This is a genomic window from Kribbella endophytica, from assembly GCF_054781295.1.
Window position 1 is genome coordinate 428,699 of sequence record NZ_BAAGUR010000003.1, and the last position, 19,685, is coordinate 448,383.

The following is a 19,685-nucleotide window of genomic DNA, read 5'->3' on the forward strand; positions in this document are numbered from 1 at the left end:
ATCACGGTGAGCAGAAGACGCGAAGCCGAGCCCCAATCTGCGAAGCCGCTCCCCAGGCAGTCTGCAGCAGCGCGTAGATCTGGATCAGCTCAGGTGTCGGCGTGGCCACGGCGGCCTCGAGTTCAGATTTACTCAAAGCCGCCCCCAGCACCAGCCAGACCTCCCGGTCCGCCGCCGGGTCTACGATCACGGAACGCGTGTGCTCCCACGCTTTTTCGCCGCTCTTGTGGTCGCCGACACGGATACGCCCAGCTTGATGTTCCTCGCCGTCCTTGCTGTTTTTCCAGCGCGTATCCCAGTACGGCTTGACCGGTGAATCTATGGTCATCGGCTGCAACCACAGAAGGTTCTTGACAGCCTGCGAGACCACTTCGTGCAGGGCGGACGCAGAGACCTTGCTGCCGTTACCTGACTTGGCGTGGATGAAGGCGACCCGGCCTGGCTGCACTGCGATGAAATCGGCGATTTCCTTGCCCATGTCGCCGCAGAACAGGAGTTCGACATTGCGAAACCACCGGGTCAGCGGCTCAGCGACCCGACTCCGGGATTTGGGGCGAATTTCATCGATCAGGCCGAACGAAGAATCGCGGTCCCAGGAATCGTCCGATCGCCACCCGCCCTTCTCACTCTTCGCCTTCTTGAGAGCGGGGACAGGCTCTAGCAGCTTGAGGAGGCGAAAGCGGTGCAGATCCTGCTCGGGGCGCAGGGGACGAACGAAGCTCCCGTTCACATACATGAAGCCGTCGGTCTGCGGGATCACTCGGAGCAATTGCTCGCTGTTGATCACCGAGACCAACTCCCGGTGCGGCGCTGACCGCTCCAGATACGAAAGGTCTCTGAGCACCTGACAGCCGACAACGTACCGGCCTTGCATGTTGTCCCACTCAACAGTGGAGTCCATCTCACGGCCACCGACCCCGATCTTAGTCCGACCGGCCAGGACCGCGTTCGCATAGTCGTCCAAGACCAGCGGCCGCACAACGCCGTTCTCGTCCACCCGTTCGAAGTCGTCGGCGGTCACGTCGAACAACACGTGCCGCGGCTGCTTGTCAGCGGGCTCGACGACTTCAGCGTAACGACCGAAGGTAACCGATGGATCCTGCTCAGAATCCATCGCTGCCGACAGGCCGTCGAGCCACAACGCGTACGCGGCGAAGTTGCCCGCCGCGCCGCGATCGTCGCGAACTCGCGCACGGCTGACGCCGAGATACCGGCGGAACCGATCGTCGCCACCCGTTACTGGCGGATAGCCCTCAGCGACAGAACAGATGTAGGCATAGTCGCTCAGCTCGGGGGCGATCTCCTCTATCGCTACAGCTCGGATTGTGCGCGACCGCACCGACTGCTGACCGATGTCGGTGTTGTCCAGCGAAACCGTGGTGAATCGCGAATCTCTGGCGAGAAGTTTCGACAGCAGGGCGCGCTCTTCGTGGCGGAGCCTGTCGGCAATGAACGTCGGTGTTCTCCCTACCCTGTCGTAAAAGAAGAGCCGCCCATCCTTCACCCGCAGCACGGTGAACCCGAAGGTCGCCTCGACGAAAATCCCGGTCAGCAAGTGCGAGGAGTTGCCCACCGCAATGTACGGCAGGATGACGGTCCGCGGATCGGGCCGCTGCGGCGTACCAAGTAGACGATCATCGACCTGCCACTCGTCCGCGACTCCGTCGGCGATCACGTCGAGCGAGAGATCGGTCCGAGCGTGGAACACCCTGGTGGCGAGCGGAAACGCGAACTGCTTCCAGCAGTCGTCCGCAGTCATATCGAGCGTTGAACGAAAGCGTCCGCCGTAGTACAGACTCGGCGGCTGGGCCGCCTGCATTCTCTCGGCTAGGTGCGCCGTGCTCGACGTGAGGTCACCACTGGATCGGTCGAAGTCCTCGTAACGCTTCCAGACCTCCTCCGCGTCGCCGGAACTGGCGGCGAAAACCCATGCCGTCCGGTCGTCCGCTGACTTTCCAGGATTTCTGAGTACCCGACCGATCTGTTGAACGACCTGTCGATCGGTCCCGGGTCCGGACTGCAGTGCCAGGATCCGAAACCTCGAGTCGTCCAAACCCTCGATCAGCTTGTTCTGGTGGACCCAGAACTCCGTTTCGGTACTCTTCGGGTCCGGGACGGATGATCGAAGTGAGCCCGCCGTCGGAAACGTGTGGTGCAGGCCGACCACCGTTCTGTCTGCAGCCTCCAGAGCGGCGACCGTGGCGCGGATCGCGCGGACGTCACCGCAGCGGACAATGGTCCGGCTGTCGGGACGCTGCTGCTTGATCTTATCAACGCTCTGCAGGAGCTCCGCAACGAAGCCCTCCGGAGACTGGTCCGACAACAGCTCAAACGCGGGTTCCCGCAAGTACCCTGTCCGGACCGCCTCGTGGTGCGGGTAAGAGAACTGATTCTTGTCATCGACGGTGAAGAACTTCCGGTCGTTGCGGTACGGCGTCGCGGTCATCAGGACTGTCGGACACCCGAGGGATCGGACGGCCTTCGACCACTTCGGTGCAGGCTCGTAATGACCTTCGTCGACGAACGCGGCGCCGAAACGGCCGAACAACTCCTTCATCCGTTCCTGTTCAACCTCGACGGACTCGAAGACCCTGAGGATCTTCGCAATCGTGGCAACGAAGATCGCCGGCGTCAGGGTGTCCACAGACTTCATCTCGGCCGTTGTCGGTAGCTGACGGACGTCCGGCCAGTCCGTAGGCCGCTCCATTCCAAGGCAACCTCACAAGCGACTGTCGAGCTCACCTCGCAACTGATCGACAAGGTTCAGCCATGGCGTCACTACCAGCACATGCCCGCCGGGATTGGCGCGGACGTGACGGTCGATGGCCGCAGCAATCACCGCGGTCTTCCCAGTCCCCGTCGGCATCGTGATCAGGGCAGAACGATCAGGGACGCCAGCAGAGATATGGCGACCGATGACTTCGACCGCCTTCCGCTGGTGCGGCCACAGAAACGACATCATGGACTGCTGTTCGGGCACGACCTCATCCAACACGCTTACCGTCGAAACAACGATGAGTTCGTGCGTGTCGGGTCAGACTCCTCGCGAGCATGAAGTTCGGAGCGCCGCCACGTTGCCGGCCGGCACGAGACGTCTCCACGTCGACCGTTCAGCACAGCACCAATGAAGGGGCACATTGCTACGCAGATTCAAAATTCCGCGACTCACAATACTCCCCTCGGCGACCTCGTCATTATACTGTTCTTCTCTCTGTTCTTCTCTCTGTTCTTCTCTCTGTTCTTCTCTCTGTTCTTCTCTCTGTTCTTCTCTCTGTTCTTCTCTCTGTTCTTCTCTCTGTTCAGTAGGTAAAACCCCACCATCGATTGGGGGTCCGGCACCCTCGTGGTGCGCTCCCGCCTGCGGGAGGCTCGTGGTATGAGATCTCCTGCCAGCAAGGCCGTCGCCGCCACCCTCGCCACTGCCGCGCTGCTCGCGGCCCCCTTGTCCGCGTACGCCGCGGTGACCCAGCCGACGTTGTCCGAGGCTGCCGTCACCAGCGTGCACACACCGCGCGGCAGCCTCGTGTCGGCCGTCCCGGTCTTGCGTCTCAAGGCCGCCGATCTCGACAAGGCCGCGATCGACGCCGGCTTCGTCGGCGCGCCGAAGTCCCGGTACGACGTCACGGCGTACCGGCTGATCTACCGCACCGTCGACCCCTCGGGGCGGCCGACGACCGCCAGTGGGCTCGTCGTACTGCCGGACGGCCGGCGCGGTGGGCTCACCGTGGCCGAGTACCTGCACGGAACCATGGGGACCAAGGCGTACGCGCCGTCGGTCGACCCCGAATCGACCGACGGTGTGGTCACCGCACTCTTCGCCGGTGCGGGGCTGGCCGGGGTCGCGCCCGACTACCTCGGGCTGGGGCTCGGTCCGGGCAAGCACCCGTACATCGACACCAAGACCGAGACCAGCGCGTCCGTCGATCTGTTGCTCGCGGCCCGTTCCTTCGCGTTCAAGCACGGCGTCGTGCTGAAGCGGGACGTCCTCGTCACCGGCTTCTCGCAGGGCGGCCGGGCGTCGATCGGGGTCGCGCGAGCGCTCAGCCGGGGCGAGGCCGGACCGTTCCGGCTCGGCGCCGTGCACGGTGTCTCGGGGCCGTACGACCTGCTCGGCACCGAGCTGCCGGCCGTGTTCAGCGGCGACGTCGAGCCGCACGTCGCGACGCTCTACCTGGCCTACTTCGTCACCGCGTGGGACCGCACGGTCGGCCTGTACGACAAGCCGCGGGACGCCTTCCGGGCGCCGTACGCGGAGATCGTCGAAGGGCTGCTCGACGGGACGCACTCGGACGAGGAGATCTTCACCAGCCTGCCGGACAGCCCGGCGAAGCTGTTCACTCCAGAGTTCCTGGCGAAGCTGGAGCACCCGACCGGGCGGTTCCGCCAGGCGCTGCGGGACGCTGACCGGATCTGCAAGGACTGGACGCCTGGAGTCACCGTGCACCTCTACTCAGGCACGAAGGACACCGACGTGGTCGCCGCCAACTCGGACTCGTGCGCCGCGTCGCTGCGGGCGCGGGGTGCGGACGTCCGGCTCCACTCGATGGGCGCCGTCGACCACTTCGGGACGGCGATGGCGGCGTACCCGCAGATCATCCGCGCCTTCAGCCGGTACCAGTAGTCAAGCTCCCCAACAGACTGAGGGCGTCGGCACTGCGGGAGCCGGGCTCGGCGTGGAAGACGACCAGGATCAGATCGTCGGTGCCGCTGACGACGAACTTGTTCGACTGCAGGTCGAGCTCTCCGACCAGCGGGTGCTGCAGCCTGCTCACGCGGCCCCGCTTCGGCCGGACCGCGTGCTGCGCCCACAGCCGGCGGAACAGCTCACTACGGACCGACAGCTCACCGACCAGCTCGACCAACTGCGGGTCCTCGACGTCCGGCCCCACGTGGGAGCGGAGACTGGCGACGCCCTCGGTCACCGTCTCCTCCCAGTCCCGCCGCAGGACCTGCTCGTCGGGGTCGAGGAAGACCGCCCGCAACAGGTTGACCCCGACCGCGTAGTTCGGCGACAGCGCCCCGGCGAGCTCGTTCACCGCCAGCACGTCGGAGAACTTGTTCTGCAGGTACGCCGGGTTGTTCGGCCACCCGTCGATCAGCTGCCGCACACTCTTCGGCACCTCGGGCTGCGGCTCGGCCTGGGCGCGGGACCGCTCACGGGTCAGCTCCACCAGGTACTCCGTCGCGTCGGCGTCCAGCTGGAGCACCTCGGCGAGCGCGTCGAGCACCTGGACCGAGGGGCGCCGGTCGCGGCCCTGCTCGAGCCGCAGGTAGTAGTCGGAGCTGATCCCGGCGAGCATCGCGACCTCTTCGCGCCGCAGACCGGGCACCCGGCGCAGACCGACGCTGCGCAGCCCCACGTCCTCCGGCCGGACCAGCTCGCGCCGGGCCCGGAGGAACTCACCGAGCGGGTTGCTCTCCATGCCTCCACGGTAGCGGCGGGCGCGCCCGGGTGACTGGGTCCTGTCAGTCCCAGGAACAGCAGGGCACTCCCTGTTCTGCTCGCGGCGACGAACAGTGGGTGGTAGATCCACTTCCCTCCGAAAGGCCTCTCACTCATGAGCAACGTTCCCGGCGGCACTCTTCGCCTCGCCGACGACCTCGTCATCAGCAGGATGGGGTACGGCGCGATGCAGCTGGCCGGCCCGCACGTCTTCGGTCCGCCGAAGGACCACGACGCCGCGATCGCCGTCCTGCGCGAGGTGGTCGAGCTCGGCATCACGCACATCGACACCAGCGACTTCTACGGGCCGTTCGTGACCAACGAGCTGATCAAGGAAGCACTGCACCCGTACGCCGACGACCTGCGGATCGTCACCAAGGTCGGCGCCCGGCGCGGCGACGACGGCAGCTGGATCCAGTCCCGGGACCCGGTGGACCTGAAGCTCCAGGTCCACGAGAACCTCGACCACCTGGGCGTCGACGTACTCGACGTGGTCAACCTGCGGGCCGGCGACAACGACCAGACCAACGACGAGTCGGTCGCCGAGCAGTTCGGCGCGCTGGCCGAGCTGCAGAAGGAAGGCCTGATCCGGCACCTCGGTCTCAGCGGCGTCACCGGCGAACAGCTCGCCGAGGCCCAGGCGATCGCGCCGGTCGTCACGGTGCAGAACCTGTACAACCTGGCCCACCGGCGCGACGACTACCTGGTGGAGATCTGCGCGCGGGAGAACATCGCCTTCGCGTCGTACTTCCCGCTCGGCGGCTTCACTCCCCTGCAGTCCGGCACGCTGACCGCTGTCGCCCAGCGCCTCGACGCCACGCCGCAGCAGGTCGCCCTCGCCTGGCTGCTGCAGCGCTCGACCACCAGCGTCGTCATCCCCGGCACGTCATCCGTCGCCCACCTGCGCGAGAACGTCGCCGCCGCGGACCTGACGCTGCCCGCTGACGCGATCGCCGAGCTGGACGGGATCGCCGGGTCGACGCCCACCACTGACTAACCTCCGTGCGGAGCCCGGCCGGACTCTCAGCTGAGCGTGCAGCCTGCGATCCCGCCGGGGTTGATCAGTGGTGCGCGTCGGCCGTCAGGCAATACCGGCGAGCGGGTCCTCCGACGTGAGCCACGTGGTGAGGAGCCGGGCGCCGGCACCGGTCGCGCCGACCGAGTACTCGTACTCGTCGCGCGGGGACTCGGCGATGCTCGACAGGTCGAGGTGCGCCCACGGGACGTCGCCCGCGAACGCCTTCAGGAACAGCGCGGCGGTGATCGACCCCGGGCCCTTCGAGCTGTTCACCGAGTCAGCGATCGGCGTGGAGATCAGGTCGGCGTACTCGGCCGGCAGCGGCATCCGCCACAGGCGCTCGCCGGAGACCTCACCGGCCGCCGCGAGCTGGCCCGCCAGCGCGTCGTCGGTCGCGAACAGCCCGCCGTACAGCATCGCGCCGAGCGACACCTTGATCGCACCGGTCAGCGTCGCGATGTCGACCAGTACGTCCGGCTTCAGCTCCTTGACCGCGTAGGCAAGCCCGTCGGCCAGCACGAGCCGGCCCTCGGCGTCGGTGTTCTTCACCTCGGTGGTGCGGCCGCCGTAGTGGCGGATCACGTCGTCCGGGCGGTACGCCGTACCGGACGGCATGTTCTCGGCCGAGCAGACCAGACCGGTGACGCGGACCTTCGCGCCGAGCTCGCGCAGCGCCGACATCGTCGCGATCACCGAACCGCCGCCGGTCATGTCGCGCTTCATCGACACCATCGACTCGCGCGGCTTCAGCGAGAGGCCGCCGGTGTCGTAGGTGATGCCCTTGCCGACCAGTACGACGTACGGCGTGTCGGGGCCGGCACCTTCGGGCGTGTAGTCGATCCGGATCAGTCGCGGCGGCCGGGTCGAGCCCTTGCCGACCGCGAGGATGCCGCCGAAGCCGTCGGCGGCGAGCGCCTTCTCGTCCCAGACCGTCACCTCGAGCCCGCCGTGCGAGGCCAACTCGGTGGCCCGGGCGGCGAGCCAGGCCGGGTCCTTCTCGTTCGACGGGGTGGTGGCGAACTGGCGGGCCAGCCAGCCGGTCCGGCCGACGACCAGGCCGCGATCGACCGCGGCGGACCGGTCGGCGTCCGAGCCGTCGGTCAGCGTGATCCGGCCGGCCACCGGCAGGCCCGCGTCGACGGTCTTGAGGGTGTACGTGAACGAGCCGAGCACGAGCCCCTCGGCGAAGCCCTGGAGCGCCTCATCATCGATGCCTTCGGCAACAAGTGTGGTGAGCTCGTCCTTGCCGCGGCCGAACCGGGCGACCGCCGCCCCGGCGTGTCGCAGCTCGGCCGTCGTACCGGATCCGGCGCCGACCAGCAGCACCTCGGTGACCTCACCGGACAGCAGCGGGTACGCCGCGGTGGCGCCGGCCGTCGTACTGAAACCCGTGTCGCGCTGCACCTCGAGCAGGCGGTCGAGGTCGACCCCGAGCCGCTCGCCGGCCTCCTTCGCGGCGGCGGGCAGACCGGCTTCGCCGACCACGACGACCCACGAGGGGGCACCGTGCACAGGGAGCCCGGGCTGCCAGGCCACGGCCGGCAGGGTCGGGAAGACGAACTTGGCGCTACGGCGAGCCACAGGAGACCTCACGGGGTTTGATCAAACTTGCCTGGTTGTTACGACCGCGACTTTACTTCTGGAGAAGAAGTAACAACCCCGGCGGGTGCCTGATGCAGGCAGCCACCGGGGTTGTTACGGGTTTTTGTCAGGAGGGTGCGCGTGCGTCACCCTGCGGGGACAGCTAGCCGACTACGGCCTTGAGCGCGTTCCCCAGCTCGGTCGCCTCATCCGCGTTCAGCTCGACGACGAGCCGACCGCCGCCTTCGAGCGGAACCCGCATCACGATGCCCCGGCCCTCCTTGGTGACCTCGAGCGGACCATCGCCCGTCCGCGGCTTCATCGCCGCCATGCGCGCACCCCTTCCCTCATTCGGATACTGTCCTCATCGGTTTTGAGCGACGACACCGCGCGGTGACCGTCGCCGGCGCCACGCGGTGATGCGCCGTCGGCGCGTTATCGCAGTGTGTATCAGGACCCATTATCCCCGATCCGAGGCCAGAGCCGCGCACCATACGGCAGACTCAGGTCTCGTGCACGCCCGATCAGCCCTTTTCGACCTGTACGGCGACCACCTGCGTGCCCGCGGCGCGCGGGCACCCGTGGCCGCGCTGGTCCGGCTGCTGGCGCCCCTGGGCGTCCAGCCGCCGGCCGTCCGAACGGCCGTTTCGCGGATGGTCCGGCAGGGCTGGCTCGAGCCGGTCCGGACCGACGGGCAGCCCGGGTACGCGCTGACCACCCGGGCGCGTCGCCGGCTCGACGACGCGGCCGTCCGGATCTACCGGACCGACCAGGACAGCGACGGCCTGGACGCCGTACCGGCCCCGGCCGGACGGTGGGACCGGCACTGGCACCTGTGCATCCTGCGCGAGGTCCCGAACGCTCGGCGCCGCGAGCAGCTGGTGAGCCAACTTTCCTTCCTGGGTTGGGCTCCGCTGTCCGACGGCGCCTGGGTCGGGCTGCGGCACGACACCGAGGTGGACCAGATCCTGGCCGCCGAGGGGATCGCCGCGGATCGCTTCCGGGCACCGGTCGACAACGACGCCGTGGAGTTCGCCCGGAGGGTCTGGAAGCTGGACGACCTGGGGGCGTCGTACGACGCCTGGCTGACCGAGGCGAAGGCTCTGGTGGAGCGGGCCGAGGGCGCTGTGACCGACGAGCAGGCGTTCGCCGTACGGTCGGAACTGGTGCACGAGTGGCGCAAGTTCCTCTTCGTCGATCCGGGGCTTCCGGCCGAGTTGCTGCCGGCCGGTTGGGCCGGTGCGCGGGCGGCCGAGTTCTTCGATTCGCACGCCGCACGCCTGGGCCACGCGGCCGGGCGTTTCGTCGACAACTGCCTGACTGTTCATTGACCTTTCTCACCGATTGTTGGGAGCTCGCAACGATGAGTGACTCTGTGGTGTACGACGTGACCGACGGCGTCGGCACGATCCGGCTGAACCGCCCCGACGCGATGAACTCGCTGGACACAGCGACGAAGATCGCGCTGCGCGACACCGTGCGCGCGGCCGCCGAGGACGATTCCGTGCGGTGCGTCGTACTGACGGGCACGGGTCGGGCGTTCTGCGTCGGGCAGGATCTGAAGGAGCACATCGGCCTGCTCGAGGCCAACGACATGGACGCGCTCTGGTCCACGGTCCCCGACCACTACGCACCGATCGCGCTGGCCCTCGCCGAGATGCCGAAGCCGGTCATCGCGTCTCTGAACGGCGTCGCCGCCGGCGCGGGCGCGTCGATGGCTTTCGCCTGCGACTTCCGCGTAGTCGCCGACACCGCCGGCTTCAACTTCGCCTTCACCGGCATCGGTCTCTCCTGCGACACAGGCATCTCATGGACCCTCCCCCGCCTGATCGGCCAGGCGAAGGCCACCGAGCTCCTCTACTTCCCCCGCACCATCCCCGCCACCGAAGCCCTCACGCTCGGCCTGGCCACGTCCGTCGTACCAGCCGCCGACCTAGCCACCGCCACCGCAGACCTGGCTCAGAAGCTCGCCACAGGCCCCACCCAGGCCTACGCCGGCGTCCGCCAGTCCATCGCCTACTCCGCCTCCCACACCCTCGCCGAGGCGCTGGAGTTCGAAGCAGGCAAGATGCAATCCACCGGCAGCACCACCGACCACCGCAACGCGGTCGCGTCCTTCGTCGCCAAACAAAAGCCGGTTTTCGAAGGAAAATAGAAGCTGCCAGAGGCAGGTCAGCGGGCGATGCAGTCGGCGAGGTGGTCGTTGACGATGCCGGTGGCCTGCATCAGGGCGTAGGCGGTGGTGGGGCCAACGAAGACGAAGCCCTTCTTCTTCAGCGCCTTGGCCATCGCGATCGACTCCGGCGTGGTCGCCGGTACGTCGGACAGCGTCTTCGGCACGGACTGGTGATCGGGCTGGAACGACCACAGGAACTCGGTGAACTCCCCCGGCTCCAGCTCCAGCAAGGCGCGTGCGTTGACGATCGCCGCGTTGACCTTCAGCCGGTTGCGCACGATTCCCGCGTCGCCCATCAGCCGCGCCCGGTCGTCCTCGCCGTACGCCGCCACCACCTCCGGGTCGAACCCGGCGAACGCCCGCCGGAAGTTCTCCCGCTTCCGCAGGATCGTGATCCACGACAGCCCCGACTGGAACCCCTCAAGCGTCATCCGCTCGTACAGCCCGTGGTCGTCGCGGATCACCTGCCCCCACTCGTCGTCGTGGTAGGCCACGTACTCCGGCGCCGACACCGCCCAGTCACACCGAGGCCGCCCATCGGCCCCCAGCACACTCACAGCCCCGGACGCCGAACCACATCAGACACCGCACTGTGCCGGCCACGCGGGGCATCCTCGGAGGCGTCACCTGCCTCGCCGTTCTCGCTTGGCTGTCCGGTGCTCGCGGTTTCGCTGGCCGTCGGCCCGGCGCTTCCCGGCGCGGTGTTCCCAGGCCCGGTGTTCTCAGGTCCACCGTTCTCCAGCCCGGTGTTCCCAGGCCCGGCGTTCCCCGGCGCGACGTTCTCCAGCCCTGTGTTCCCGGGCCCGGCATACCCCGGCGCGGTGTTCCCAAGTCCACCGTTTACCGGCTGGGCGTTCCCCGAACCAGCGATCCCAGATCCGGCGGTCCTTGGTCCGGTGGTGGTGTCTTCGGCAGCTTCCGAGCCGTCGGCACTCGCGGCCCAGGCCGACCCTTGCGCGCCATCCGAAGACCCAGTGCTCGCAGATCCAGCCCCAGCCGTGTCGTGCCCACCACTTGCAGGCTCGGCGCTGGCCTGGCCGGCCTCCCCGGATCCGGTGGGCAGTCGCCAGATGCCCTCGGCCTCGTCGGTGTCGGCGTCGGCCTCGTCGGCCTCGACCTCGTCGGCTGGCTGAACGGCGGCGGTCGCGTGGTCCAGCGGCAGTTGCTCGGCCTGCGGGGACGCGGGCGGCGGCCCGTGCTGGAACCAGGGCTCCGGCTCAGCCTCGGGCTGCGGCGCAGCAACCGGCTCCTGCATGCCGAGCTGGTCGAGCGTCGGCGAGTACTCATCTACCTGCCGGATCGGGTACGCCTCAGCACCCACAGCCCACCCCGGCGCTGCCGGAGCCGCGTATGGGTCGGCCTGCGCACCCGGAGTGCCGTACGGGTCTGCTTGCGCGCCCGGCGCAGTCGCCGGAGTGCCGTGCGGGTCGGCTTGTACGTCGGCTGCCGCGTCGCCCTGGTCCTCACGTGGGTTCGCTTGTCCGTCGACCGAGGGCTCGTACGAGTCCGCAGGCCCGGCGGCCGGCGCAGCAGTCGGAGGCTCGGATGGATTCGCCTGTAGGGCGGCCGGCTGGTCGATCGGAAGCTCGTACGGGTTCTGCTGTACGGCTGTCGGAGGCTCGTACGGGTTCGCCTGTACGGCGGTCGGTTGGTCGGTCGGGGACTCGTACGGGTTCTCATGTGCGGCGGCCGGTGCTTCGGTCTGGGGCTCGTACTGCGAGGCGCCTAGCGCGTCCGTCGGCTGGGTGTACGGGGCCGGTTGAGGCCGGGGGGTCGGGTTCGCCGAGTCGGCGTACGGGATTGCCTGGGACGGGGCGTCTGCGGGTGCCGCGTACGGGTCGGCTTGCTGGGTGGCAGGGCCTGCGTACGGGTCGGCTTGCTGGGTGGCGGGGCCTGCGTACGGGGCTTCCTGTACGTCGGCCGGGCCGGCGTACGGGTTGTCCTGGGGTTGCGGCGGCAGGGCTGGGTCAGGCGGGAGGACGGGCTCCGGCTCCGGCGGCCGAGTGGGCTCCGGCTCAGGCGGAAGCACCGGCTCCGGCGGCAGGCCCGGCTCGGGCTGCGGCGGCGGCGTGGGCTCCGGCTCGGGCGGGCGTACCGGGTCCGGCTCAGGCGGAAGCGTCGGCTCCGGCTCGGGCTGCGGCGGCGGGGTGGCTGATGGGTAGCCCAGGCCGGCTTGGGGCGGCGGGGCGTCCGTCTGTGTCGGCTCGGCGGCAGACTGCTGGGGCTCAGCGGCAGACTTCCGTGCCTCGATGGCGGCCAACCGTGCGTCAAGGATGCTCTGGTGCTCGGTCGCAGCCGACGGCTGCCGTGGGGCGGCGGCCTGGTGCTCGATGACGGGCGCCTGCTCTGCAGTTGACTGCTGCGGCTCAGCGGCCGCCTGCAGGTCGGAACCGGAGCGGAACTCCTCAGGTGTGGACGACATCTCGGCGACGGACTGCTGTCCTGCAGTGGACTGCGGGTCTGCGGCGGACTGCTGCCCTGCAGTCGACTGCGGGTCGGCAGCGGACTGCTGCCCTGCGGCGGCCTCCGAGTCGGCGGCGGACTGCTGCCGTGCGGCGGCCTCCGGGGCAGCAGCAGCGTGCTGGTCAGTGGCAGCGTGCTGGTCGGCAGCAGCCTGCTGATCCGTGGCAGCCTGCTGGTCCGCTGCGGGGGCGCCCTGCGGGAAGTCGCCGCCTACGAGGATCGGCTTCTGGTAGCCGGTGTCGTCGAAGTCGGTGGGGTCGTAGTCGGCGCGGGAGGCGAAGCCGGCGCCTTCGGGGCCGTGGAGGATGGGGGTGAGGGCGCGTTCGAGGTCGGCGATGCGGCGGTCGCGTTCGGCGACCTCGCGGCCGAGGCGTTCGAGCAGGCCGTCGACCTCGTCCATCCGGTAGCCGCGCAACGTGACCGCGAACCGGGTGGTCGCGATGTCGTCGGACGACAGCACTTGGCGGGCGGGTACGGACACGTCCGGCCGGTCGTCGTAGGCGGGGCTCATCCCACCCCAGCGCCCGGAGGCGACGACGGCGACAGCACCGATCAGTACGACGACAATCAGCCCGAAGAACCACATCACGGGACCGATCGTGCCACGCCGGGGTGCACCGGCGCACAATCCCCGCGGGTTTGCGCCACCGAGACGCGGGTGCACACACTCGTCAACTTCCGCGCAGGTGCACCACAGCGGGCCTGCCGACTTGGGGTGTCGGGTGGGGACGAGTGCGGGCAGGCACATCACAGTGCGCGTGCCTATTCGTTGTCAGGCACGCGGGGTGAGGAGAAGACGAGCAGGCACACCATCGGGTGTATCAGGTGGGGACGAGTGCGGGCAGGCACACCGCAGCGCGCGTGCCTACTTGTTGTCACGCACGCGGTGTGACAACAAGACGAGCAGGCACACCCCGCCCGCACGGCCTCGGTGTCAGCTGCCGTCTGAGCCCAGGCGGTGCTGCTCTCGTCGTTCGCGGGCCTCGGGGTTGTCCTCCACATCCGCAGCCGCGGCAGCAGCCGCCTCCTCCGCGGCCGCGTCGGCCATTTCGCCGGCCTTGACGATGTAGCTGATGGCCTCGTCGACGTCGTCGGTGATCGTGAACATGTCCAGGTCCGCGGCGGAGATCTTGCCGTCGGCAAGCATGGTGTCGCGGAGCCAGTCGGCCAGACCACCCCAGTACGACGTACCGAAGAGCACCACCGGGAACGACGTCACCTTGCGGGTCTGGGCCAGGGTGAGCGCCTCGAAGAGCTCGTCCAAAGTCCCGAAACCGCCGGGCATCACCACGAACCCCTGCGCGTACTTCACGAACATCGTCTTGCGGGTGAAGAAGTACCGGAAGTTCATCCCGATGTCGACCCACTCGTTCAGGCCGTTCTCGAAGGGCAGTTCGATGCCGAGCCCGACCGACACCCCGCCGGCCTCGGAGGCACCCTTGTTCGCGGCCTCCATCACGCCCGGCCCACCGCCGGTGATCACCGCGTACCCGGCGCCGACCAGCTTCCGCCCGAACGACTCGGCGGCGGCGTACATCGGGTCGTCGGGCTTGGTCCGCGCCGACCCGAACACGCTGATCGCCGCGCCGAGCTCGGCGAGCATGCCGAAGCCCTCGATGAACTCCGACTGGATCCGCAGCACCCGCCACGGGTCGGTGTGCACCCAGTCCGACGGGCCGCGGCTGTCCAGGAGCCGTTGCTCGGAGGTCCCCTGCTGCACCTGGTTGCGCCGCATGACCACCGGTCCCCGCTGCTGGGACTGGGGGCGGTCTGGGTGAATGGAATCTGCCATGTCCCCCAGATTAGTGCGGCCCGCCGACGGGCAGCGGGGACTCGCGCGGGCGAATCAGGCTGTCAACCAGCTCCTCAGCCGCTGTTCACACTGCTCGATCTCCGCCTCCGGCACGTACTCCTCCTGCTTGTGCGCGAGCAGCGGGTCGCCAGGCCCGTAGTTCACCGCCGGTACGCCGAGCAGCGTGAACCGCGCGACGTCGGTCCACCCGAACTTCGGCTTCGGTTCCCCGCCCACGACCTCGAGGAACGCGGCCGCCGCCGGCCGCTGCAACCCCGGCAGCCCGCCGGGCGCGCTGTCGGTCACGACCACGTCGTACCCGTCGAAGACCTCACGCAGGTGCGCCTCGGCCTCGGCCTCGGACCGGCTCGGCGCGAACCGGTAGTTGACCGTCACAGTGCACAGATCCGGTACGACGTTGCCCGCGACGCCGCCGCTGATCCCGACCGCGTTCAGACCCTCGCGGTACTCGAGCCCGTCGATCGGCACCCGGCGCGGCTCGTACGCCGCCAGCCGCGCGAGCACGTCCCCGGCGGCGTGGATCGCGTTGACGCCCATCCACGAACGCGCCGAGTGCGCCCGTTCGCCGCGGGTGGTGATCTCGATCCGCATCGTGCCCTGGCAGCCGGCCTCGACAACCGCGTTCGACGGCTCCATCACCACCGCGAAGACGCCGTCGAGCAGCTCGGGGTTGGACTGCGAGAGCTTGAACAGCCCGTTGCGCTCGGACTCGATCTCCTCGCAGTCGTAGAACACGTAGGTGACGTCACGGTTCGGCTCGGCCAGCGTCGCGGCCAGCCGGAGCCCGACGGCGACGCCGCCCTTCATGTCGCAGGCGCCGAGCCCGTGGATCAGGCCGTCGGCGCGATGCGACGGGAGGTTGTCGTTCAGCGGGACGGTGTCCAGGTGCCCGGCGATGACGATCCGCTCGGCGCGGCCCAGGTCGGTCCGGGCGACGACCGTGTTCCCGTGCCGGAACACCTTCAGATGCCCGTACGCCGACAACGCGGCCTCGACCGCGTCCGCGATCTCCTCCTCGGTGCCACTCACCGACGAGACGTCGACCAGCGCGGCCGTCAGGTCGGGTCCGGATTGGGTCAGATCGAACTTCGCCATCAGTCGTCCTCGGGTCGGGGCAGGAACACGCAGAACTCGTTGCCCTCCGGGTCGGCGCAGATCGACCAGCCGATCTCGTCGTCCTGGGGCCGCAGCAGTGTCGCACCCGCGGCCAGCACCGCGTCGAGGGTGTCCGCGTCGACGTCCCAGTGGACCCGGTTCTTCACCGTCTTCGGCTCGGGCACCTCGATGAACACGAAGTAGTCGAACGGCAGACCGGGCACGTTCTCCAGCCAGCTGTACGGCTTTCCCTCGCCGGCGTTGAAGTCGCCGCCGAGCACGCCGTGCCACCAGCGCGCCTGCGCCTCCGGGTCGGCCGAGTCGATCACGACCTCCATCAACCGGTACGCCGGAACGCTGTCCCGCGGGAACCCGCAGAACTCTCCGCCCTCCGGGTCCTCCATCACCGCCCAGCTCTGCTCGTCGCTGATCGGCGACTGCACGGTCGCGCCGAGCGTCTCCAGGTCGGCGATCGCCGAGGTGTGCACGTCGAGATGCACCCGCTGCTTCACGGTCCGCGGCTCGGGCACCTTGTTGATCCAGACCGTCTGCTCCGGCGAGTCACCTTGCAGCGCCACCGGCCCTTCCGCCGGGGCGTCCGCCCGGGGTGCCAGGCCCAGCACCGTCCCCCAGAACTCGGTCATCGGGCCGACGGAGCTCACGTCGACGCAAAGGTCCTTGAAGCGCGCAACACTCATTCCCCAAGGCTAGAGGGGTCCGCCGACTGTTTCCGGTAGTGCCGGTTGACGCGCTCGCGGTTCCCGCAGGATGGTGAGCACCAGGTCTGCCGGGGGTCGGTCTGCAGGAAGTACCTGACGCATCGCGCCGCCGGGCAGGCCCGCAGGCGCAGTACGTCCGGCCCACTGAGGAAGTCGATCGCCGACCGAGCCACTGCCCCGGTCAACAGCTTCAGCGGGTCGCCGCTGCGTGCGGACCAGCTGGTCGTCGGCAGGTCGGCATCGTCGGCCCAGGACAGCTGAGGAGTCCCGAGGAAGTCCGCCGTCCGGTTGAGCCGCCGAAGAGCTGTCGAAGGATCGAGCGGCGCCGCCAGTTCGACCCGAGTAGGCGCCGCCGGCCGAACAGCCCGAGCGAACAAGTTCCGTACGACGCTCCGCAGCTCGACCAGAGCGGGCGAGACATCGGGAGAAGACAGGTCAAGGGACAGCCCGACTACCTGCTCGACCTCCGGCGTCGTCTGCTCCAGAAAAGCCTCGACACCCTCTCGGGTCGCGAGGGTGTCGAGCAGGCCGCCGTGGCCGTCGTGGCGGATGGTGCGGGCTAGGTCGAGGGCGAGCACGCGGACGAGTCTAATGGGATACCCGGTTGCTGCCATGTGAAGGTCTCCTCTAGGGTCCTAACGTCAAGTCTGGTGACTGCCGTTAGGAGCGTCATGCTGAAACCCGAGGTCCCGGCCGCCGTGCAGCGGTTGAACGTCGTACTGGCCGAGTTCGACGAGACCACCGCGCGTGAGCCGTCGGCGCTGCCGGGATGGTCGCGGGCGCACGTCGTGGCGCACCTGGGGAACTTCGGCGACGCGATGACGCGACAGGTGGAGGAGGCGCTCGAAGGACGGCAGGTCGACATGTACGACGGCGGCCAGCCCGCGCGGACCGCGGCGATCGAGAGCGACTCGGCCAAGCCCGCGGACGAGCTGACGCAGCACGCCAAGGAGGCACTCGCGAACTTGGTCGCCGCCTGGGAGCGTGTCGACGACTGGTCACGCCCGGTGCGCCACCGCAACGGCACGCTGGCCGACACCGTCCTCAACGCCTGGCGCGAGGTCGACATCCACGCCGCGGATCTCGACCTGAGCTACACCGTCGACGACTGGTCGCAGGACTTCTGCATGCACCTGCTCGCATTCCTCCGCCCGCGCGTTCCCGAGGGCACCCGCCTGGTCCTGCAGGCGCCGGGCGTCCGCTGGGCCCACGGCGAGGGCGACGAGCTCGTGATCGAGGGCAAGCTCACCGACCTGACCGCCTGGATGGCCGGCCGACAGCCCCGGGGGCCCCTCAGCGGAAACCTCCCGGAGTTGCAGCCCTGGCCCTAACCGACGGTGAAGTCGTCCACCTGGATGAAGGTGTCGGTCCCGGGAGCGTCGAACCCGGCGTACACGGTGACCTCGTGCACCCCGGCCGGCACCTTCACCGTCACCTCGTGGTGCACGTACCCGGTGGACGCCCCGAAGGTCGTCTCCCCCAGCCCTCGTACGCCGAACTTCCCTGCACCAGCAGGCAACCCCGCCGACGCGTTGATCCACGACCCGAAGGTGTAGGTGGATCCAGGCTGCACCGGCACCTTCTGCGTGAGCGCGCTGAAGCCGGTCCCCGACGTCCGGATCCACCCGTTGTTCGCGCCTGAGTGGGCGAACCCGAGCCCACGATCGACGCCGTTCGCCGCGGTTCCCTCGAAGAGCCAAGCCGGCTTCCCACCGCCGGTCCCTTCGAAGCCACCGTCAGCCACCTGTACGGCGTACCGCACGGCGACCTCAGCGACCGAGGTGTAGCTCCGCGTCCCACCCGGCAGCCCGATCACTCGCACCCCATCGGTCTCCACCGCCGGGAACGTCAACGTGTACGTCTTGTTGGCGCCCGCGGAAACATCACCCGGGTACGCCGGGCTGACGGTCTGCGCGCCGACCTCGACCCAAGCCCCGTCCCTCTTCACCTGCACCCGAGGCCGCCCGGTGAAGAACCCACCCTCGGCCGACACCGCGCCCGACGTGAACTCGACCCGGTTCACCTTGTGCTTGGACGGCCAGGTGTAGCCCCACCACGAGGCGCCCTTCACCTCGTCGTCGAAGTCGGTCTCGCTGCCGGTCAGCACCCCGTCGTTCAGCAGGGCGAGCTTCCCGGATTGCGCAGACTTGGAAACAGCGACAGCTCCGGCGGCGGCCAGGTTCGCGGTCCCCGGCAGATCCGAGGCAGCCCCACCGACCGACGGCGTCAGCACCAGCTTGCGCAGGTTGAAGTTGTAGACCGACGTCCCGATCCCGCCGCCACCGCACGGGCACACGTTGGCCTGCAGGTACATCGTCTTCCCGTCCGGCTGGACGAACTTCGACGGGATCGTGACGCCGTACCCGCCGTACTTGGACGTCGACCACGGGTACCCGCCGAAGTCCTTGGACAGGAAGTGCTTCCACGGCCCCCACGGCGTCGGCGACTCGTAGAACTCGAACGTGTACTCGGTCCACGACGTGTACACGTAGCGCTTCTGCTGGGGCAGGTACGTCGTACCGCCCTGGCTGATCACCGACAGGTTGCTCGCGTTGGTCCCGTACGTCTGCTGGTAGAGCCGCCGCTGATCCGTCAGCACCGGCCTCCGGTCAGCGATCTTCCGCGACCACTCCGGCTTCCCGCGATCGTTGCTGCCAGCAAAGAACTCCCAGGCCTTCCGGTCCTGCACCTGACGCTTCGGCACCCGCGCCAGGAACACGCTCTGCGGATCCGCGACCGTGTCGTCGAAGGAGTCGCGCCAGTTCCCGTCCAGCCCGTACGCGTACACGTACCCGTCGGGCGCCGCCGCTCCGCCCTTGCCGAAGTCGGCGAACCAGATCGTCGTGAACACGTGGTCGCCGAACATCGGCTTGCGCTGGTCCCAGGTCCAGGTCCGCCCGTGATCCACCGACTTGAGGATCGTCGCCGCCGGTACGTCGTTGAAGTCCAGCGCGAGGTCCTGCACCGCCAGGTACATCGTGTCGCCGACGCAGACCATCCCGGTCGGCTTCCGGTTGTAGCCCGCGCCGCTCCAGATCGACCCGACCTGGTCGCCGCGGGCGACCGTCGCGCCCGTCAACGATCCCGGCTGGCCCTTGATCTCGCTGACCGCGATGTCGGAGAACTCCGCGTCCAGGCTGAAGCCCTTGCCGTCGCCGTTCGCGGAGTACAGGTCCCCGTTCCCGGCCCAGCACGACGGCCACAGGTCGCCGTCACTCGGACTGGCCTGCCCGGTCGTCTCGACCGTCGCCGTACCGACGTACGTGCTCTCACCGCCGGCAAGAGGAGACGTGCCGTCTCCAGAAGAGGTCAGTACGGCGACCGACCCGAAGGCCAACGGCAGGACGGCAAGCAACGCGGCACGCTTCACGACGGGC

At 68.7% G+C, this 19,685-nt stretch carries 17 protein-coding genes; 5 read left to right on the forward strand and 12 right to left on the reverse strand.

The genetic code is table 11. The features are described from left to right. Position 1: 1 nt before the first annotated feature. Both ACYVIO_RS28255 and ACYVIO_RS28260 read right to left on the reverse strand, forming a co-directional pair. Positions 2–2,644, reverse strand: coding sequence for a DEAD/DEAH box helicase (locus ACYVIO_RS28255; RefSeq protein ID WP_460653939.1), 2,643 nt, complete (start codon positions 2,642–2,644; stop codon positions 2–4). A 75-nt stretch (positions 2,645–2,719) separates the two neighbouring features. Continuing rightward, positions 2,720–2,980 (reverse strand): DEAD/DEAH box helicase family protein, encoded by a 261-nt coding sequence (locus ACYVIO_RS28260; RefSeq protein WP_460653940.1) that lies wholly within the window; start codon positions 2,978–2,980, stop codon positions 2,720–2,722. A 396-nt stretch (positions 2,981–3,376) separates the two neighbouring features. Between ACYVIO_RS28260 and ACYVIO_RS28265 the strand changes: the two genes are divergently transcribed. Continuing rightward, the gene (locus ACYVIO_RS28265; protein WP_460653941.1) at positions 3,377–4,621 is read left to right on the forward strand and encodes a hypothetical protein; all 1,245 of its coding nucleotides are present in this window, start codon (positions 3,377–3,379) and stop codon (positions 4,619–4,621) included. On the opposite strand, the gene ACYVIO_RS28270 is transcribed toward ACYVIO_RS28265, so the two are convergent. Then, positions 4,605–5,423, reverse strand: a complete 819-nt coding sequence (locus ACYVIO_RS28270) for a helix-turn-helix domain-containing protein (RefSeq protein WP_460653942.1) — start codon at positions 5,421–5,423, stop codon at positions 4,605–4,607. The genes ACYVIO_RS28265 and ACYVIO_RS28270 overlap by 17 nt on opposite strands. Before the next feature lie 135 nt (positions 5,424–5,558). On the opposite strand from ACYVIO_RS28270, the gene ACYVIO_RS28275 reads away from it, so the two are divergent. Next, positions 5,559–6,440 (forward strand): oxidoreductase, encoded by an 882-nt coding sequence (locus tag ACYVIO_RS28275; protein WP_460653943.1) that lies wholly within the window; start codon positions 5,559–5,561, stop codon positions 6,438–6,440. An 84-nt stretch (positions 6,441–6,524) separates the two neighbouring features. On the opposite strand, the gene ACYVIO_RS28280 is transcribed toward ACYVIO_RS28275, so the two are convergent. Further along, a complete protein-coding gene (locus tag ACYVIO_RS28280; protein ID WP_460653944.1) occupies positions 6,525–8,042 on the reverse strand; it encodes a leucyl aminopeptidase family protein in 1,518 nt (505 codons plus the stop codon). 163 nt (positions 8,043–8,205) lie between these two features. Further along, positions 8,206–8,373, reverse strand: coding sequence for a DUF3117 domain-containing protein (locus ACYVIO_RS28285; RefSeq protein ID WP_012923066.1), 168 nt, complete (start codon positions 8,371–8,373; stop codon positions 8,206–8,208). A 181-nt stretch (positions 8,374–8,554) separates the two neighbouring features. On the opposite strand from ACYVIO_RS28285, the gene ACYVIO_RS28290 reads away from it, so the two are divergent. Together ACYVIO_RS28290 and ACYVIO_RS28295 are read left to right on the forward strand one after the other, a co-directional pair. After that, positions 8,555–9,373 (forward strand): PaaX family transcriptional regulator, encoded by an 819-nt coding sequence (locus ACYVIO_RS28290; protein ID WP_460653945.1) that lies wholly within the window; start codon positions 8,555–8,557, stop codon positions 9,371–9,373. Between the two features lie 32 nt (positions 9,374–9,405). Then, on the forward strand, positions 9,406–10,197 hold the full coding sequence (locus ACYVIO_RS28295; protein WP_460653946.1) for an enoyl-CoA hydratase/isomerase family protein: 792 nt from the start codon (positions 9,406–9,408) through the stop codon (positions 10,195–10,197). Positions 10,198–10,214: 17 nt separating this feature from the next. On the opposite strand, the gene ACYVIO_RS28300 is transcribed toward ACYVIO_RS28295, so the two are convergent. The 6 genes from ACYVIO_RS28300 to ACYVIO_RS28325 form a co-directional block, all read right to left on the reverse strand. After that, positions 10,215–10,775 (reverse strand): DNA-3-methyladenine glycosylase I, encoded by a 561-nt coding sequence (locus ACYVIO_RS28300; RefSeq protein WP_460653947.1) that lies wholly within the window; start codon positions 10,773–10,775, stop codon positions 10,215–10,217. Further along, positions 10,772–13,267, reverse strand: coding sequence for a DivIVA domain-containing protein (locus ACYVIO_RS28305; RefSeq protein ID WP_460654628.1), 2,496 nt, complete (start codon positions 13,265–13,267; stop codon positions 10,772–10,774). The genes ACYVIO_RS28300 and ACYVIO_RS28305 overlap by 4 nt, the downstream gene beginning before the upstream one ends. 348 nt (positions 13,268–13,615) lie before the next feature. Then, positions 13,616–14,473 carry an LOG family protein gene (locus tag ACYVIO_RS28310; protein WP_460653948.1) on the reverse strand — a complete coding sequence of 286 codons (858 nt, stop codon included), beginning with the start codon at positions 14,471–14,473 and terminating at the stop codon, positions 13,616–13,618. A 54-nt stretch (positions 14,474–14,527) separates the two neighbouring features. Further along, the gene (gene dapE / locus ACYVIO_RS28315) at positions 14,528–15,589 is read right to left on the reverse strand and encodes a succinyl-diaminopimelate desuccinylase (protein ID WP_460653949.1); all 1,062 of its coding nucleotides are present in this window, start codon (positions 15,587–15,589) and stop codon (positions 14,528–14,530) included. Then, on the reverse strand, positions 15,589–16,287 hold the full coding sequence (locus tag ACYVIO_RS28320; protein ID WP_460653950.1) for a VOC family protein: 699 nt from the start codon (positions 16,285–16,287) through the stop codon (positions 15,589–15,591). The genes dapE and ACYVIO_RS28320 overlap by 1 nt, the downstream gene beginning before the upstream one ends. Next, positions 16,284–16,886: a CGNR zinc finger domain-containing protein gene (locus tag ACYVIO_RS28325; protein WP_460653951.1), complete on the reverse strand. Its 603-nt coding sequence runs from the start codon at positions 16,884–16,886 to the stop codon at positions 16,284–16,286. The genes ACYVIO_RS28320 and ACYVIO_RS28325 overlap by 4 nt, the downstream gene beginning before the upstream one ends. A 93-nt stretch (positions 16,887–16,979) precedes the next feature. Here ACYVIO_RS28325 and ACYVIO_RS28330 point away from each other — a divergent pair, with 93 nt between their 5' ends. Then, positions 16,980–17,639 carry a maleylpyruvate isomerase family mycothiol-dependent enzyme gene (locus ACYVIO_RS28330; protein ID WP_460653952.1) on the forward strand — a complete coding sequence of 220 codons (660 nt, stop codon included), beginning with the start codon at positions 16,980–16,982 and terminating at the stop codon, positions 17,637–17,639. Here the strand turns inward: ACYVIO_RS28330 and ACYVIO_RS28335 are convergent. After that, positions 17,636–19,678 carry a DUF4185 domain-containing protein gene (locus ACYVIO_RS28335; RefSeq protein WP_460653953.1) on the reverse strand — a complete coding sequence of 681 codons (2,043 nt, stop codon included), beginning with the start codon at positions 19,676–19,678 and terminating at the stop codon, positions 17,636–17,638. The genes ACYVIO_RS28330 and ACYVIO_RS28335 overlap by 4 nt on opposite strands. Between the last annotated feature and the right edge of the window lie 7 nt (positions 19,679–19,685).

Bases quoted from the DNA above. Each gene is read 5' to 3' on its own strand.
- ACYVIO_RS28295 (WP_460653946.1), top strand. From the start codon at position 9,406: ATGAGTGACTCTGTGGTGTACGACGTGACCGACGGCGTCGGCACGATC.
- ACYVIO_RS28330 (WP_460653952.1), top strand. From the start codon at position 16,980: ATGCTGAAACCCGAGGTCCCGGCCGCCGTGCAGCGGTTGAACGTCGTA.
- ACYVIO_RS28320 (WP_460653950.1), bottom strand. From the start codon at position 16,287: ATGAGTGTTGCGCGCTTCAAGGACCTTTGCGTCGACGTGAGCTCCGTC.
- ACYVIO_RS28275 (WP_460653943.1), top strand. From the start codon at position 5,559: ATGAGCAACGTTCCCGGCGGCACTCTTCGCCTCGCCGACGACCTCGTC.
- dapE (WP_460653949.1), bottom strand. From the start codon at position 15,589: ATGGCGAAGTTCGATCTGACCCAATCCGGACCCGACCTGACGGCCGCG.
- ACYVIO_RS28305 (WP_460654628.1), bottom strand. From the start codon at position 13,267: ATGTGGTTCTTCGGGCTGATTGTCGTCGTACTGATCGGTGCTGTCGCC.
- ACYVIO_RS28270 (WP_460653942.1), bottom strand. From the start codon at position 5,423: ATGGAGAGCAACCCGCTCGGTGAGTTCCTCCGGGCCCGGCGCGAGCTG.
- ACYVIO_RS28285 (WP_012923066.1), bottom strand. From the start codon at position 8,373: ATGGCGGCGATGAAGCCGCGGACGGGCGATGGTCCGCTCGAGGTCACC.
- ACYVIO_RS28265 (WP_460653941.1), top strand. From the start codon at position 3,377: ATGAGATCTCCTGCCAGCAAGGCCGTCGCCGCCACCCTCGCCACTGCC.
- ACYVIO_RS28310 (WP_460653948.1), bottom strand. From the start codon at position 14,473: ATGGCAGATTCCATTCACCCAGACCGCCCCCAGTCCCAGCAGCGGGGA.